General features: G+C 69.0%; 13 protein-coding genes. 7 read left to right on the forward strand and 6 right to left on the reverse strand.

What is annotated here, in order from left to right:
- The first annotated feature begins 37 nt into the window (after positions 1-37).
- Together VA613_RS02115 and VA613_RS02120 are read left to right on the forward strand one after the other, a co-directional pair.
- Positions 38-1,348, forward strand: coding sequence for an efflux RND transporter periplasmic adaptor subunit (locus VA613_RS02115; RefSeq protein WP_324780221.1), 1,311 nt, complete (start codon positions 38-40; stop codon positions 1,346-1,348).
- A gap of 2 nt (positions 1,349-1,350) precedes the next feature.
- Positions 1,351-4,455: an efflux RND transporter permease subunit gene (locus VA613_RS02120; RefSeq protein ID WP_324780222.1), complete on the forward strand. Its 3,105-nt coding sequence runs from the start codon at positions 1,351-1,353 to the stop codon at positions 4,453-4,455.
- Here VA613_RS02120 and VA613_RS02125 read toward each other — a convergent pair.
- The 4 genes from VA613_RS02125 to ftsY form a co-directional block, all read right to left on the reverse strand.
- A complete protein-coding gene (locus VA613_RS02125; RefSeq protein WP_324780223.1) occupies positions 4,452-5,813 on the reverse strand; it encodes a sigma-54 interaction domain-containing protein in 1,362 nt (453 codons plus the stop codon). The genes VA613_RS02120 and VA613_RS02125 overlap by 4 nt on opposite strands.
- A 182-nt stretch (positions 5,814-5,995) precedes the next feature.
- Positions 5,996-6,907 (reverse strand): permease-like cell division protein FtsX, encoded by a 912-nt coding sequence (ftsX, locus tag VA613_RS02130; RefSeq protein WP_324780224.1) that lies wholly within the window; start codon positions 6,905-6,907, stop codon positions 5,996-5,998.
- On the reverse strand, positions 6,904-7,566 hold the full coding sequence (gene ftsE / locus VA613_RS02135) for a cell division ATP-binding protein FtsE (RefSeq protein ID WP_324780225.1): 663 nt from the start codon (positions 7,564-7,566) through the stop codon (positions 6,904-6,906). The genes ftsX and ftsE overlap by 4 nt, the downstream gene beginning before the upstream one ends.
- 12 nt (positions 7,567-7,578) lie before the next feature.
- Entirely contained in the window at positions 7,579-8,586 is a 1,008-nt protein-coding gene (gene ftsY, locus VA613_RS02140; protein WP_407702861.1) for a signal recognition particle-docking protein FtsY, read from the reverse strand.
- A 114-nt stretch (positions 8,587-8,700) separates the two neighbouring features.
- Between ftsY and VA613_RS02145 the strand changes: the two genes are divergently transcribed.
- Genes VA613_RS02145 through VA613_RS02165 form a run of 5 tightly spaced genes read left to right on the forward strand, consistent with a single transcriptional unit; the run spans position 8,701 to position 12,659 of the window.
- Positions 8,701-10,041: a M16 family metallopeptidase gene (locus tag VA613_RS02145; protein WP_324781207.1), complete on the forward strand. Its 1,341-nt coding sequence runs from the start codon at positions 8,701-8,703 to the stop codon at positions 10,039-10,041.
- Complete coding sequence (locus tag VA613_RS02150; RefSeq protein WP_324780227.1) at positions 10,031-11,338, forward strand: M16 family metallopeptidase; 1,308 nt, start codon at positions 10,031-10,033, stop codon at positions 11,336-11,338. Before VA613_RS02145 ends, VA613_RS02150 begins: the two co-directional genes overlap by 11 nt.
- Positions 11,328-11,903, forward strand: a complete 576-nt coding sequence (rsmD, locus tag VA613_RS02155; RefSeq protein ID WP_324780228.1) for a 16S rRNA (guanine(966)-N(2))-methyltransferase RsmD — start codon at positions 11,328-11,330, stop codon at positions 11,901-11,903. Before VA613_RS02150 ends, rsmD begins: the two co-directional genes overlap by 11 nt.
- Positions 11,904-11,906: 3 nt before the next feature.
- Positions 11,907-12,389, forward strand: coding sequence for a pantetheine-phosphate adenylyltransferase (gene coaD / locus VA613_RS02160; protein WP_324780229.1), 483 nt, complete (start codon positions 11,907-11,909; stop codon positions 12,387-12,389).
- A gap of 18 nt (positions 12,390-12,407) precedes the next feature.
- The gene (locus tag VA613_RS02165; RefSeq protein WP_324780230.1) at positions 12,408-12,659 is read left to right on the forward strand and encodes a YfhL family 4Fe-4S dicluster ferredoxin; all 252 of its coding nucleotides are present in this window, start codon (positions 12,408-12,410) and stop codon (positions 12,657-12,659) included.
- Positions 12,660-12,663: 4 nt separating this feature from the next.
- On the opposite strand, the gene VA613_RS02170 is transcribed toward VA613_RS02165, so the two are convergent.
- Positions 12,664-14,628: a dynamin family protein gene (locus VA613_RS02170; protein ID WP_324780231.1), complete on the reverse strand. Its 1,965-nt coding sequence runs from the start codon at positions 14,626-14,628 to the stop codon at positions 12,664-12,666.
- A gap of 75 nt (positions 14,629-14,703) precedes the next feature.
- A complete protein-coding gene (mutM, locus tag VA613_RS02175) occupies positions 14,704-15,516 on the reverse strand; it encodes a bifunctional DNA-formamidopyrimidine glycosylase/DNA-(apurinic or apyrimidinic site) lyase (RefSeq protein ID WP_324780232.1) in 813 nt (270 codons plus the stop codon).
- Positions 15,517-15,559: the final 43 nt, after the last annotated feature.

A 15,559-nucleotide genomic window follows, 5' to 3' on the forward strand; every position in this document is an offset into this window, starting at 1 on the left:
ACGTTCGTCGTGCGGCCACACGCCTGAAGTCGCCGCCATGAAGTCGTCGCTTGTGCGTGCCTTGTACTACGCGGTGCTGCTGCTCGTTCCGCTCTGCGCCGCCGGCGTGGCCCTGTTTTCCGGGGCGCCTCCGGTGGCCGGCGGGGACGCGGTCATGCATGCCGCCCATGCGGCCGAGCCGGTCGCGCAGCTGGGGGGCGGCAACCCCGCGCAGAAGCGCTGGATCTGCCCCATGCACCCGCACATCGCCCAGGACCATCCGGGGACCTGCCCGATCTGCGGCATGGATCTCGTGGAGGCCGACGGCGGCCATGAGGCAGGCGGCGTCCAGGTCGATCCCGCCATGCAGCAGCGCCTGGGCGTGCGGCTCGCGCGCGTCGAGTCGCGCCGCCTCGCGCGGGAGGTGCATACCTACGGCACCGTCGTGGTCGACGAAGCCTCGGTCCGGGCGGTCAGCCCCAAGATCGAGGGCTGGCTCAGCCGCCTGTATGTCAGGGCCGTCGGCCAGCACGTCGCTGCCGGCCAGCTGCTGTACGAGATCTACTCGCCCGAGCTGGTGCAGCGCCAGCGCGAATACATCGAGCTGCTGCAGCGCCGCGACCAGTTACTCGAGAGCCTGTCCGACCGCTCCGGACAGAATGCCCAGGTGGCGGCCAGCCTGGCGCGCGAGCGCCTCCGCATGCGCGACAAGTTCGCCTACGCCGATGTCGGCGCGGCAACGCTGGCGGAAATCGAGCGCACCCACCGCACGGTCGACCGCGTCCCGGTGTTCGCCACGCGATCGGGCTACGTCACGCAGATCGGCGCGCGCGAGGGCGCGTTCGTCACGCCGGTGACGCCGCTGCTGACGCTGGCGGACAACGCCACCGTCTGGATCGACATCGCGCTGTACCCCGACCAGCTCGAATGGGTGAGGGAGGGCGACGCCGTCACGGTGCGCTTCCCCCGCAGCGGGCATCCGCCGCTGACCGGGCGTCTGCGCTTCGCGTCGCCGACGCTGGATCCGCTGAGCCGGACGGCGCGCGCGCGCCTCGAAGTGCGCAACACGGACGGGCTGCTGCGCCCCGGCGAATTCGCGGACGTCGTCATCGCGGCGGAGCCGCGCACGGCACTCGCCGTGCCGCGGTCGTCGGTGATCCGCACCGGCACCGGCGAGCGCGTCATGCTCGCGCGGGACGGCGGCCATTTCATGCCGGTTCCGGTCGAGACCGGCATCGAGAGCGGTGGCTACGTCGAGATCGTCGACGGCCTGCAGGAGGACGCTGAGGTCGCCGCAAGCGGGCAGTTCCTGCTCGATGCGGCCGCCTCGCTGGACGACGCCGCGCACCGCATGCAATCCGCGCCCTGAGCATGATCGGGCGCATCATCGAGTGGTCCCTGGCCCACCGCCTGCTGGTGCTGCTGGGCACGCTCCTGCTTGCGGGGTGGGGGGCGTATTCCGCGCGGACCGTCCCGCTCGACGCGATTCCCGACCTGTCGGACACCCAGGTCATCGTCAAGACGGCGTATCCCGGCCAGTCGCCGCAGGCCGTGGAAGACCAGGTGACCTATCCGCTGACCTCGAGCCTGCTGTCGGTGCCGGGCGCGACCGCGGTGCGCGGGTTTTCGATGTTCGGCGAATCGTATGTCTACGTCATCTTCAAGGATGGCGTCGATCCCTACTGGGCGCGTTCGCGCGTGCTCGAGTACCTTGCCCAGGCAAGCGGGCGCCTTCCGGCCGGCGTATCCCCCGCGCTCGGTCCCGACGCGTCGGGCGTCGGCTGGGTGTTCGAATACGCGCTGGTCGACCGGCATCATCGCTACGATCCCGACCAGCTGCGCGCGGTCCAGGATTTCTACCTGAAATACGAGCTGCAGAGCCTGCCCGGCGTCGCCGAAGTCGCCGCCGTCGGGGGCATGGCGCGGCAGTTCCAGATCGAGGTGGATCCCGATCGCCTCGCGGCCTATGGGCTGACCTGGGACAAGCTCGCCCAGGCGGTGCGCGACAGCAACCTCGCAGGCGGGGGCTCGGTGATTGAGATGGCGCGCGCGGAGTACATGGTCCGCGCCAACGGCTACCTCCGGACGCTGGACGATTTCCGCACCATTCCGCTGGGCGTCGATGCGCAGGGCGCGCCGGTCCGCCTGCAGGATGTGGCGCACGTCCAGACCGGCCCCGAGGCGCGCCGCGGCGTGGCCGACCTGGACGGCGAAGGCGACGTGGCCGGCGGCATCGTGGTCATGCGCTACGGCGCCAACGCGCTCGATACGGTGGCACGCGTCCGGGCGCGGCTGCAGGAACTGCAGGCCGGGCTGCCGCCAGGGGTCGAGCTGGTGGTGACCTACGACCGCTCGGGCCTGATCAAGCGGGCCATCGGCAATCTGCAGGAGAAGCTGGTCGAGGAGAGCGTCGTCGTCGCGCTGGTGTGCCTCGTGTTCCTGTTCCACGTGCGTTCGTCGCTGGTGGCCGTGGTCACCCTCCCGGTGGGCATCCTCGCCGCATTCATCGTCATGAAGGGGCAGGGCGTCAGCGCCAACATCATGTCGCTCGGCGGCATCGCGATCGCCATCGGCGCGATGGTCGATGCGGCGATCGTGATGATCGAGAACATGCACAAGCACCTCGAGCGTGCGGGCCCCGGGCGCGACTACTGGGTGGTGGCGCGCGAGAGCGCCACCGAGGTCGGACCGGCGCTGTTCTTCTCGCTGCTCATCATCACGGTGTCCTTTCTCCCGGTGTTCGCGCTATCCGGGCAGGAGGGCAAGCTGTTCGCGCCGCTGGCCTACACCAAGACCTACGCGATGGCGGCAAGCGCCGCGCTGGCGATCACCGTGACGCCGGTCCTGATGGGCTACTTCATTCGAGGACGCATCGCGGCCGAGCGCGGCAATCCCCTCAACCGCGCCATGCAGGCGCTCTACCGGCCGCTCCTGCTGGCCGCGCTGAGGCATCCGGGCGCGGTGCTGCTCGTCGCCGCGCTCGCGCTCGCCAGCGCGGCATGGCCGTTTTCCCGGCTCGGCAGCGAGTTCATGCCGCCGCTCTACGAGGGCGATCTCCTCTACATGCCCACCACCCTGCCCGGCGTGTCCGTCGACGAGGCCGCCAATATCCTGCAGGTCACCGATCGCCTGATCCGCCAGATGCCCGAAGTCGAGCGCGTCTTCGGCAAGGCCGGGCGCGCCGACAGCGCGACCGATCCGGCGCCGCTTTCGATGCTGGAGACGACGATCCTGCTCAAGCCGCGAAGCGAGTGGCCGGCCGGCGAGACGGTCGAGCAGCTGATCCGCAAGCTCGACCGTACGGTGCGCCTTCCGGGGCTCACGAACTCCTGGGGCTACCCGATCCGCACCCGCATCGACATGCTGTCCACCGGCATCCGCACGGCGGTCGGCATCAAGATCACCGGCCCCGATCTCGCCGGCATCGCGCAGCTCGCCGGCCGCCTCGAGACGGCGCTGAAGCGGGTTCCGGGCACGCGCGCCGTGTTCGGCGAGCGCGTCACCGGCGGACGCTACGTCGATATCGACATCGACCGTGCGCAGGCCGCGCGCTACGGCGTCACCGTCGCCGACATCCAGCGCCTGGTGCAGGGCGCCATCGGCGGCGAGACCATCGGCACCGTGGTGGACGGCCGCGAGCGCTATTCGATCAACCTGCGCTACCCGCGCGGCCTGCGCGATTCGATGGCGGCGCTGGCGGCCAGCCGCGTGACGACGCCGTCCGGCGGGCAGGTCCAGCTTGGCGAAGTTGCGCGCATTGCGATCACGGACGGTCCGGCCGAGATCAAGAGCGAGAACGGGCGCCTGGCCGGATACGTCTACATTGACATCGACGGGCGCGATCTGGGGAGCTATGTCGCCGCCGCCAAGCAGGCGATCGCGGCAGGCGTGCCGCTGCCGCCCGGCTATGCCATCGCCTGGTCGGGGCAGTACGAAAACCTCCAGCATGCCAAGCGGCGCCTGCAATGGCTGATTCCGCTGACCGTGCTGCTGGTGCTCGGGCTGCTGCACCTGCATTTCCGGCATGCCGGCAAGGTCGCGCTGGTCGCGGCATGCCTGCCGTTCTCGCTGGTGGGCGGCGTCTGGCTCGTGGCGTGGCTGGGCTACAACCTGTCCGTCGCGGTCGCCGTCGGATTCATCGCGCTCGCCGGCGTGGCGGCCGAGTTCGGCGTCGTGATGCTGCTCTACCTCGACCAGGCGATCGAGACGGCGCGGCGCGCCGGTCGGCTGGGCGATTCCGCCGACCTGCGGCAGGCGATCGTCGAAGGCGCGTTGATGCGCGTGCGTCCGAAGATGATGACGGTGGCGGTCGTCGTGGCGGGCCTGCTGCCGGTGATGTTCAGCGACGGCACCGGCTCGGAGACGATGAAGCGCATCGCGGCACCGCTCGTCGGCGGCATGCTGACCGCGCCGCTGCTGTCGCTCTTCGTCGTGCCGGCGCTGTATTGGGTGTGGCAGCGGCGCCAGTTCCGCTAGCTATCGGCCAGCTTGAGGCGCTTCCATAGCGTGGTGCGCGACATGCCGAGTCGGCGTGCCGCCTCGGCCTTGTTTCCGCCGGCTTCGGCCAGGGTGCGGGAAATGATCTCCGCTTCGTTCTCGAGCGGCCGACCGGTCCGGTAGTAGGGGCGAACCAGCGGCGCAGCGCCTGCGGGCGCGCGGGGCGTGGCGCGCTCGGCACCCTCGATCTCGGGTGGCAGGTCCGTCGGTCGGATGACCGCGTCGTCGGCGTGGACGAGCGCATACTCCAGTGCGTTGAAGAGCTGACGGATATTGCCGGGCCAGTCGTAGGCTTCGAGCGCCAGCAGGGCCTCGTGGGACAGCCGCATGTTTTCCCGCTTGTAGCGCGTCGACAGGTCGCCGAGCAACTTGTTGGCAAGCATCGAAATGTCCTCCTTGCGGTCGCGCAGCGGAGGAACGTGGAGGGGCAGGACGCGCAGGCGGTAATAGAGGTCCTCGCGGAACTGCCCGCGCTCGACCATCGCCGTCAGGTCGCGGTGCGTGGCCGCGATCACGCGGACGTTGACCGGGCGGGCATGGTTCTCGCCCAGTCGCACCACTTCCCGTTCCTGCAGCACGCGCAGCAATTTCACCTGGGTGCCGAGCGGGATTTCCCCGATTTCGTCCAGCAGCAGGGTTCCGCCATCGGCTGCCTCGAACCGGCCGATGCGCGCAATCGTTGCGCCGGTGAAGGCGCCCTTGGCGTAGCCGAACAATTCCGACTCCAGCAGGTTCTCGGGGAGCGATGCGCAGTGCACCGGAACATAGGGGCCCTTGGCGCGCTCAGAATTGTCGTGCAGCGCCTTGGCGACCAGTTCCTTGCCGGTGCCGCTCTCGCCGGTGAGGAGCACGCTGGCGTCGCTCTGGGCCGCGCGCAGGATTTGCGAGTACAGTTTCTGGATCGCGGGGCTGTGTCCCACCATGCTGCCCAGTTGCAGGCGCTCCGTGACGTTCTGCTCCAGCTCCGCCTCGCGCGAACGGTCGCGCAGGATGATCGCGCAGGCCACCGGCAGATTGTCGGAAGGCGGCAGCAGGCGGGCCCACATGCGCAAGCTTACCGAGGTGTGGTCAGGGCGCTCGAGGACAATGTCCTGAACGATGTCCTGGGCGCGGCTGCCTTGTGTCAGCGCGCACTCTCCGCGCAGTTCACAGGACTTTGCGCATTTCGTGCCCTGGAAGATGCTGGGGCACAGCAGGTCGATCAGGCTCTCGCCTTCGCGCCCCGTCATCTGCGCGGCTGCGCGGTTGGCCGCCAGGACCTTCCGGTTCTTGTCCAGGAAGAGCACCCCCTCTTCGAGACTGTCCAGAAACAGATTCAGCATGGAGATTGTCAGCATGATTCTTGATGTTTTATTGATGTATTTTAAATCAATGTTAAAGATAGCGTTGACTGCGAATCTGCACAAGCGTGTGCGCAGGATTCGGTGTCCTCAGGCTGCGGTAATGGAGGGTGCCGTCACGATCCGGGGGCCCCGCCGCGATGTGGGCGGGCGGGGCGCCGGGCGGGCACGGAAGTCGTTCAGGGGCGGGAGGCGTCGACCTGGCGCAATGCCCGCGTCACCGCGACCCAGGCGCCCAGCCAGCCGAACAGCGTGCTCAGCCCGAGCACAATTGCGCTGTCCAGGACAGTGGGCGGCAGCAGGTGAAAGCTCGAACCGTAGAGGGCCGCCAGATGCGCGACGGGCGCCTCCAGGACGGTGCCGGCCACGGCCAGCACGCCGCCTGCGGCGAGCCCGCCGAACAGCCCCTGCAGCGCGCCGACATAAAGAAATGGCCGGCGGACCTGACGGTCGGTGGCGCCGATCAGGCGGCTGACGTGGATTTCGTCGCGCCGGGCGAGCACCTGGGCACGGATCGCGTTGCCGGAGATTGCGACGAGGGCAATGGCGAACAGGCTGCCGAGCAGCCAGACGACGGTGCGGCCGATGTCGAGGCCCGCCTGCAGCCGCTCCGCCCACTGGCTGTCGAGATGGGTTTCCGCCACCCCCGGCAGCCCGCGCAAGGCCGCACCGACCCGTTCCAGCGCATCGCGCGAGGCGTCGCGGGGCCGCACCACCCATGCGTCCGGCAGCGGATTTCCCGCCAGGCCTGCCGTGACGTCGGCCAGCCCCTGGGTGGCGCTGAGCGCGGCCAGCGCAGCGTCCTTTGAAACGAAGCGGGCCTGGGCGATGTCGGGTCGCCGCAGCCGCGCCGCGATCGCCTGCTTCTGCGCTTCGGACGCCTGGGCGTCGACGAACACGCTGATTTCCGGCTGCGCCGGCAGGTTGCCGGCCACCCGGCCGAGATTCGCGAGGCCGAGGTAAAGGCCGCTCGGCAGGCTGATCGCCGCGCCCATCGCGAGCGCGGTGAGGGCTGTCGTGAACGGCTGGGCGCCGAGCCGGCGCAGCGCGGCGGCGAGCGCCCGGCGGTGATGACGCAGCCAGGCGATCATGCCGTCGCCTCCTCGATCCGCCCATGGTCGAGGTGCACGGTACGCCCACCCAGCGCGGTGATCGCACGTTCGTCGTGGGTGGCGATCACCAGCGTGGTGCCGACCTGGTGGAAGTCGCGGAACATCGCCATGATGTCGGCCGCATAGCCGGCGTCGAGGTTGCCGGTGGGCTCGTCGGCCAGCAGCAGGGCGGGGCGGCTCACGAGCGCGCGGGCGATGCACAGCCGCTGCTGCTCGCCGCCCGACAGGCTGACCGGATTGGCCTTCTCGCGGTCGAGCAGGCCGACCTTGTCGATCACCGCGCGCGCACGCTTCAGGGCCTCGCGGCGGTCGAAGCCGGCGATGTCGAGCGGCAGCACCACGTTCTCGATCACGTTGCGGTCGAACAGCAGCTTGTGGTCCTGGAACACCAGTCCGATGTTGCGGCGCAGGTAGGGTACGGCCCGCCGCGACAGCCGGCTGATGTTCTGGCCGTTGACCGACACCACGCCGCTGGTGGGGCGCTCGATCGCGGCGATCAGCTTCAGCAGCGTGCTCTTGCCGGCGCCCGAATGCCCCGTGAGGAAGACAAGTTCGCCTGCCTCGATGGCGAGGTCGACGCCGGATAGGGCCTCGTGCCCGCCGGGGTAGCGCTTGGTGACCTGGCTGAAGCTGATCATGCGGTGGCGGGCCTAGACGGAAAAGATGGCCTCGACGAACTCGCGCGCATCGAACGGCCTGAGGTCGTCCATGGTCTCGCCGACGCCGATGTAGCGCACGGGGATCGGCCGGGCCTGGGCGATGGCGGCGATCGCGCCGCCCTTGGCGGTGCCATCCAGCTTGGTCAGCGCGAGCCCGGTCACGCCGAGCGCGTCGTCGAAGGCCTTGACCTGGTTCACCGCGTTCTGTCCGGTGTTGGCGTCGAGCACCAGCAGCACTTCGTGCGGTGCGCCGGGGATGGCCTTCTCGATCACCCGCTTGACCTTCTTGATCTCTTCCATGAGGTGCAGCTGGGTCGGCAGCCGGCCGGCCGTATCGGCCAGCACGACGTCGATGTTGCGGGCGCGCGCGGCCTGGATGGCATCGTAGATCACCGCCGCCGAGTCGCCCTTCTCCTGGCTCACTACCGTGACGTTGTTGCGCTCGCCCCAGACCTGCAGCTGCTCGCGCGCCGCCGCGCGGAAGGTGTCGCCGGCCGCCAGCAGCACCGACAGGCCCTGCGACTGGTAGAGCTTGGCGAGCTTGCCGATGGTCGTGGTCTTGCCGGCGCCGTTGACGCCGGCCAGCATCAGGATGAAGGGCTTGTGCGGGGTGACGTCGAGCGGGGCCTGCAGCGGTGTCAGCAGATCGATCAGCGCCTGCTTCAGTGCGGCCTGCAGGTCGGCCGCCTCGGTGAGGTTGTCGCGCCGCACCTTCTTCTGCAGGGTGTCGAGCAGGGCATGGGTCGCGTCGACGCCTACGTCCGCGGTGATGAGGATCGTTTCAAGCTCTTCGAAGAGCTCGGCATCGATCTTGCGGCCGACGCCGAACAGGCTCGACAGCTGGCCGCCGAGCCGGTCGCGCGTCTTGGCGAGCCCCTGCTTGAGGCGCTGCGCCCAGCTCAGGCGCGGCTCGGCGGTCGGCTGGGCCGCGGGCTCGGCCGGCGGCGCTGCGGCAGGCACCTCGGCGGCAGGCGGTTTGGATTTGAAGAAACTAAACACGAATCGGGGTGGTCAGCAGAGCGGGTGGACGAACCGCCTAATCTTATCATTCGGCTACGGCTTATCATTCGGGCTCATAACGACAGAGGTGAAAACATGCGGGGCATGCGGGGAATGCTGCTGGCGCTGCTGGTCGGCAGTGCGCAGGCGGCGGTGACGGACGTCACGCTGGACAACGGCCTGCGGGTCATCGTCCAGGAAGACCATCGCGCGCCGGTGATGGTGTCGCAGGTGTGGTACCGCGCGGGATCGATGGACGAGTTCAACGGCACCACCGGGGTGGCGCACGTGCTCGAGCACATGATGTTCCGCGGCACGAAGGACGTGCCGTCGGGCGAGTTCTCCAAGCGCATCGCGGCGGCGGGCGGGCGCGAGAACGCGTTCACCAACCGCGACCACACGGCCTACTTCGAGCAGATGCAGAAGGACAGGTTGCCGCTGGCGATGCAGCTCGAGGCCGACCGGATGGCGAACCTCGTCATCCGCGACGATCTGTTCGCCAAGGAAATCCAGGTCGTGATGGAGGAGCGCCGGCTGCGCACCGACGACCAGCCGCAGTCGGTCGTGTATGAACGCCTGATGGCGACGGCCTATCAGGACCATCCCTACCGCCGGCCGATCATCGGCTGGATGGACGACCTCAAGCACATGACGGCGCAGGATGCCCGCGACTGGTACGCCCGCTGGTATGCGCCCAACAACGCGACGCTCGTCGTGGCGGGCGACGTCAAGGCGGACGACGTCATCGCGCTCGCCAGGCGCTATTTCGGGCCGATTCCGGCGCGTCCCCTGCCGGAACGCAAGCCGCAGAGCGAGCCCGCGCAGATCGGCGAGAAACGCATCGCCGTCAAGGTGCCGGCGAAGCTGCCCTACCTCCTGATGACCTGGCACGCGCCCGTCCTGCGGGACTGGCAGCAGGACACCACGCCCTATGCGCTGCAGATCCTCGCCGGCGTGCTGTCCGGCAACGATTCGGCGCGCCTGCAGAGCGCACTGGTCAAGCGCCGGCAGATCGCGGTCAGCACGAGTGCCGGCTATGACGCGGTGTCGCGCGGCCCCGGCATGTTCATGGTCGATGCGACGCCGGCGCCGGGCAAGTCGGCGGCCGAGCTCGAACAGGCGATCCGCGCGGAGCTCGAGCGCGTCCGGCACGACGGCATCAGCGAAGCCGAGCTCGCGCGGGTCAAGGCGCAGGTCATCGCGTCGGACGTCTATCAGCGCGATTCGCTGTTCTACCAGGCGATGCAGCTCGGCGAGTACGTCACCGCCGGACTGCCGCCCGCGGCACTCGAGCATCGGGTCGACAAGCTGCGCAAGGTGACCGCCGCCGAGGTGCAGGCCGCCGCCCGGCAGTGGCTGCAGGACGACCGCTTGAGCGTCGCCGTGCTCGATCCCCAGCCCATGCAGGCCGGGGCACACCCTGCCGCCATTCCGGGAGCCCGCGATGTCCATTAAGGCCTTTTGCATTGCCCTGTTGCTGAACCTGCCGCTGGCGGCGCATGCCGCGCTTGCGATCCAGCACTGGCAGACGCCGCAGGGGGCGCGCGTGATCTTCGTCGAGAGCCACCAGCTGCCGATCCTCGACATCTCGGTCGATTTCGCCGCCGGCAGCGCGCGCGATCCGGCGGGCCAGGCGGGACTCGCCCAGCTGACCCACACCCTGCTCGACCAGGGCGCCGGCGGCCTGTCCGATACGGCCATCGCGCATCGCCTGGCCGACGTCGGTGCGGAGCTGGGCGGCACGTTCGATCGCGATCGCGCCGGGGTCACGCTGCGCACGCTGGTGTCGGCGCCGGAACGGAACGTGGCACTCGACATCCTCGCGCGGGTGCTGCAGCAGCCGGATTTCCAGCCGGCCGTGATGCAGCGCGAGAAGCAGCGCCTCATCGCCGGGATTCGCGAGGCGGAGGCGGACCCCGGCTCGGTCGCGGAAAAGGCGTTCTATCGCGCCGTCTACGGCGATCATCCCTATGCGCACGACGAGGCCGGCGAGCCGGCCGAGATCGAGCGCCTGACGCGCGCGGGCCTGCAGCAGTTCTACCGGATCCACTACGGCGCGCCGAACGCGGTCATCTCGATGATCGGCGACATTTCGCGGGCCGAGGCGGAGGCGATCGCGGCGCGGCTCGCGAGCGGGCTGTCGCGGGCGCCGGCGGTGGCGTCCTTGCCGCAGCCTGTCGCGGCAGCGGCCATGGAAAGGCGCATCGCCTTTCCGTCCGAGCAAAGCCACGTGCTGATCGGCGCGGTGGGCGTCGCGCGCACCGACCCCGACTTCTTTCCGCTGTTCGTCGGCAACTACGTACTCGGCGGCGGCGGCTTCGATTCGCGCCTGATGCGCGAGGTGCGCGACAAGCGCGGCTACGCCTACAGCGCCTACAGCTATTTCTTCCCGATGGGGGTGGCGGGGCCGTTCCAGCTCGGCCTGCAGACCCGGCGCGAGCAGACCGACGCCGCGCTGGCGGTGGCGCGGGACACCGTGCGGCGCTTCATTGCCGAGGGCCCCACCGAGGCCGAGCTCGCCCAGGCCAAGGCCAACCTCACCGGCGGCTTTCCGCTGCGCATCGACAGCAACAAGAAGATCCTCGACTACCTGGCGGTGATCGGCTTCTACCGGCTGCCGCTGGATTACCTCGATACCTGGGTCGCCAAGGTCGATGCCGTCGACGTCGCGGCGGTGAAGCAGGCCTTCGCGCGCCACATCGACCCCGACCGGCTGGTGACCGTGGTGGTGGGCGCGAGCGATGCGCGCTAAGCATGCGGCGCCGCGGCGCGCGCACGGTGCCTCCAATCGGGTGCGGATCATCGGCGGGCAGTATCGCCGGCGGTTGCTCGAGTTTCCCGATGGCGCCGGCCTGCGGCCCACCCCCGACCGGGTGCGCGAGACGCTGTTCAACTGGCTGGGGCAGGACCTCCCGGGGTGGACCTGCCTCGATCTCTTTGCCGGCAGCGGCGCGCTCGGATTCGAGGCGGCGTCGCGCGGCGCGGCGCGGGTCGTGATGATCGAGCGCGATGCCCGCGCGCTTGCCGCGCTGGAGAAGAACCGCACGCTGCTGGCCACGATCCCGGTCGAGATCGTGCGCGCCGACGCGCTCGCCTGGCTTGCGAATACCCGCGAGACCTTCGATCTGGTGTTCGTCGATCCGCCGTTCGACAGCGGCCAGGCCGGTCCGGTGCTGGCCGACCTGGTGCGCCATCTCAACGCGGGCGGGCAGGTCTACGTCGAGCAGGCGACGGACGTGATCGCGCCGCCGGGGTTTATCATCCACCGGAGCGGGCGCGCGGGGCGCTCGCACTTCGCCCTGCTCGTCAAGGAATAATCCATGCTGACAGCCGTCTACCCCGGCACTTTCGATCCCATAACGCGCGGCCACGAGGATCTCGTGCGGCGGGCGGTGCGCCTGTTCGACCGCGTCGTCGTGGCGGTGGCGGAATCGCGCAACAAGCGGCCCTTCTTCAGCATGGACGAGCGGGTGGCGATGACGCGCGACGTGCTGGCCGACGTCCCGCATGTGCGGGTGGAAGGTTTCTCCGGCCTGCTGATCGACTTCGTCGCCGAGCAGGGCGCGATCGCCGTGCTGCGGGGGTTGCGCGCGGCCTCCGACTTCGAGTACGAATTCCAGCTCGCGGGGATGAACCGCAATCTCAAGCCGGACATCGAGACGCTGTTCCTGACGCCATCCGACCAGTACATGTTCATCTCGGCCAGCATGATCCGCGAGATCGCGCAGCTGGGGGGCGACGTGACGCCCTTCGTCCACCCGTTGGTGTCCAGGCGATTAAGTGAGAAAATAAGTAAAAGCTGATATGACCCGGAGAACGACATGGCCTTGATGATCACGGACGAATGCATCAACTGCGACGTCTGCCTGCCCGAATGCCCGAACGAAGCGATTTCCCAGGGCGACGAGATCTACATCATCGACCCCAACAAGTGCACCGAATGCGTCGGCCATTACGACACGCCGCAGTGCGTCGAGGTGTGCCCGGTCGACTGCATTCCCAAGAACCCCGACTACCCGGAAACCAAGGACCAGCTGCAGGAGAAGTTCCTGCGTTTGACCGCGAACAAGTAGGCGCTCAGGCCGTCCTGGCCAGGCGGGCGCCGCCGAGTTCGTCCGCGAGCGCCTCGGCGATGCGCGCGTTGATGCGCGCCAGGCTTTCGAGCTGATCGCTCACGCTGCCCATCGCCGTTTCCAGCTCGGCGATGCGCTCGTCGAGCGTTTCGGTCGCGGCATGGATGCGGCTGACGCTTTCCAGCCGCCGCTTGAGCTGGATCTTGTGCTCGCGGACCTGCGTTTCCATCGGCGCGATCAGCGCCTTGAGCCAGGCCTCGGTTTCGCTGTTGGCGAGTTCGAACACCTGCACCACCTTGCTTGCCAGCGTCTCGAAGAAGCGTGCGGTCAACTGGTGCTGGCCCACCGTCAGCATGCTGAACACGGTGTTGAAGCGCTCGTCGAAGATGCGCTCCAGCCGCGCCATCTCCTTGCGGTATTTCTGCAGGCTGTGATCGGGCGGGTTGACCGCTGCCAGCCCGTGCTCGTCGCTGAACTTCTGATACATCGCGGTCATCATCGCGCGGATTTCCCTGATGGCCTCCGCCGCGGCGACCAGGTTCGCCTCCACCTGACGGAAGAAGCGGCCCATCGCGTCGCGCAGGCCGACGCTGAAATGGCTCTTCTCCATCGCGGTGCGCGTCTGCCGCACCTCGCGCCGCAGCGTGTCCATCCCGAGGTGGCGGCGCAGCGTCTCGACCTGCGTCGCGAACACGTTGCGCAGCGCGTTGAACTGCTCGAGGCCGCGTTCGAACTGCTGCTTGTCCTCGTTCGCCTTGACCATCATGTGCTGGATGACGTCACGGTTCTTCCCGCGCAGCCCGTGCAGTTCGTCGACCTGGTCCTGGATGGTTGCGAGGCGCGTTTCCAGCAGCTCGGTCGTCTTCACCACCACGTCCTCGACGGCGGCCTGCGACGATTCGCTCACCAGCGCCTGCTTGCAGGGAATGAGCTCCTGGCTCAGCGCCGTCTCCAGGGCAGACAGGCGGCTTCGCGCCAGCAGGTCGTGGTCGCCCTTGACCTTGGCGACGAGCGCCTTCTGCGCCGACACCGGATACACCTGGCTCGGCGGCAGGTCCAGCAGCGCCGCGCTGCCGGCGACCTGCTTGGCGATTTCGGCGTCGATCTGCGCCGGCGTCTTGAGTTCGTCCCACAGGCCGTCGATCTTGTTCAGCACGACCAGGCGTGCGCGGCTGCCGCCCTGCACCGGCGCGATGTACTGGCGCCAGATCTCGATGTCGGACTTGGTGACGCCGGTGTCGGCCGCCAGCAGGAACAGCACCGCATGGGCATTGGGCAGCATGTTGAGCGTCAGCTCGGGCTCGGTGCCGATGGCGTTGAGGCCGGGCGTGTCGAGGATGACCAGCCCCTGCTTCAGCAGGGGATGCGGGAAGTTGATCAGCGCATGGCGCCAGCGCGGGATCGCGATGCTGCCGTCCCGTTCCAGGCTGCGCGCGGTTTCCTCGTCGGCGGGGTTGACCAGGCCGAACGCCTGCGCCGTGGCGACATCGACCTGCAGCGTGTCCGCGAGCCGCATCAGCGTCGCGCTCATGTCGTCGGCGGAATCGAGGTTCAGCGGGAATTCGGTCCAGGCTTCCGGATCGCGCTTGAAGTCGGCGATGCTGCCTTCGCGCGTGCGGGTGTCGATCGGCAGCAGCCGCAGCGAAGGGCGGCGCGTGGGGTCGAAGTGCAGCTCGGTCGGGCACATGGTGGTGCGCCCGGCGGAGGAGGGCAGCACGCGCTGCCGGTAGTCCGAGAAGAAGATCGCGTTGATCAGCTCGGACTTGCCGCGCGAGAACTCGGCGACGAAAGCGACGTTCAGCGTGTCCGCCTGCAGCCGGCCGAGCAGCTGGTTGAGCCGCAGCTCGGATTCGGCATCGCCCAGCTCCTGGGCGCCGAGCCAGTCGCGCAGCGCCTCGATGCGAACGTAGACGGCGTCGCGCCAGGCGCTGTATTGCTCGAATTCGTCAACCAGGGTGGGGGCGTTCATGGGGCGGTCGCCGGAACAGGGGACATTCGGTTAACGACATGTTAGCCGCAAACTTGATCGCCGCGCAGCACGGGATCAGCGCTGGCAGGTCGGGCAGTAGAAGCTGGCGCGCTGGCCCTGCACGATGCGGCGGACCGGCGTGCCGCAGGTCTTGCACGGCAGGCCGGCGCGGTCGTACACGCGCGTCTGCAGCTGGAAGTACCCCGGCTCGCCGTCGCTTGCGACATAGTCGCGCAGCGAGCTGCCGCCGGCAGCGATGGCGGCCGCCAGCACCCGCTTGATCGCCTCGGCCAGCCGTGCGCAGGCCGGCCGGCTCAGGCGCTGCGCGGCCGTGGCCGGCCGTATGCCTGCGTGGAACAGCGATTCCGAGGCGTAGATGTTGCCGACGCCCACCACGACCGACGCGTCCATGATGACCTGCTTGATCGCGGCGTTGCGGTGCCGGCACTGGGCATGCAGGTAGACCGCGTCGAAATCTGGCGTCAGCGGCTCCGGCCCGAGGTGGGCGAGCAGCGGATGACGGGCCGCATCGGCGGTCCACAGCACCGCGCCGAAGCGGCGCGGATCGCGCAGCCGCAGGGTGGTGCCGTCGTCGAACAGCCAGTCCACATGGTCGTGCGCCGCGGCAGGTTCGCCCGGCGCGGCGAGGCGCAGGCTGCCCGACATGCCCAGGTGGACGAGCTGGGTGACCCGGCCGAAGTCGAACAGCAGGTACTTGCCGCGCCGTGTCATGTCGACGAGCTTGCGTCCCGCGAGCTGGCGCTCGAGATCGGCCGGGACCGGCCAGCGCAGGTGCGGATTGCGTACCGTGATGCGCCGGAGCGTGCGACCGCGCAGGCGCGGCAGCAGCCCCAGGCGCGTGGTTTCGACTTCGGGCAGTTCGGGCATGACGGGGCGATGGTTGGCTACGGTCGGGACGCGCCGGAAACGG

This window comes from Thiobacillus sp. SCUT-2, assembly GCF_035621355.1.
GTDB lineage: Bacteria > Pseudomonadota > Gammaproteobacteria > Burkholderiales > Thiobacillaceae > Thiobacillus > Thiobacillus sedimenti.

What these genes read in the sequence shown, in the direction of transcription:
- VA613_RS02115 (WP_324780221.1), top strand. Translation starts at nt 38, where the DNA reads ATGAAGTCGTCGCTTGTGCGTGCCTTGTACTACGCGGTGCTGCTGCTC.
- VA613_RS02120 (WP_324780222.1), top strand. Translation starts at nt 1,351, where the DNA reads ATGATCGGGCGCATCATCGAGTGGTCCCTGGCCCACCGCCTGCTGGTG.
- VA613_RS02125 (WP_324780223.1), bottom strand. Translation starts at nt 5,813, where the DNA reads ATGCTGACAATCTCCATGCTGAATCTGTTTCTGGACAGTCTCGAAGAG.
- ftsX (WP_324780224.1), bottom strand. Translation starts at nt 6,907, where the DNA reads ATGATCGCCTGGCTGCGTCATCACCGCCGGGCGCTCGCCGCCGCGCTG.
- ftsE (WP_324780225.1), bottom strand. Translation starts at nt 7,566, where the DNA reads ATGATCAGCTTCAGCCAGGTCACCAAGCGCTACCCCGGCGGGCACGAG.
- VA613_RS02145 (WP_324781207.1), top strand. Translation starts at nt 8,701, where the DNA reads ATGCTGCTGGCGCTGCTGGTCGGCAGTGCGCAGGCGGCGGTGACGGAC.
- VA613_RS02150 (WP_324780227.1), top strand. Translation starts at nt 10,031, where the DNA reads ATGTCCATTAAGGCCTTTTGCATTGCCCTGTTGCTGAACCTGCCGCTG.
- rsmD (WP_324780228.1), top strand. Translation starts at nt 11,328, where the DNA reads ATGCGCGCTAAGCATGCGGCGCCGCGGCGCGCGCACGGTGCCTCCAAT.
- coaD (WP_324780229.1), top strand. Translation starts at nt 11,907, where the DNA reads ATGCTGACAGCCGTCTACCCCGGCACTTTCGATCCCATAACGCGCGGC.
- VA613_RS02165 (WP_324780230.1), top strand. Translation starts at nt 12,408, where the DNA reads ATGGCCTTGATGATCACGGACGAATGCATCAACTGCGACGTCTGCCTG.
- VA613_RS02170 (WP_324780231.1), bottom strand. Translation starts at nt 14,628, where the DNA reads ATGAACGCCCCCACCCTGGTTGACGAATTCGAGCAATACAGCGCCTGG.
- mutM (WP_324780232.1), bottom strand. Translation starts at nt 15,516, where the DNA reads ATGCCCGAACTGCCCGAAGTCGAAACCACGCGCCTGGGGCTGCTGCCG.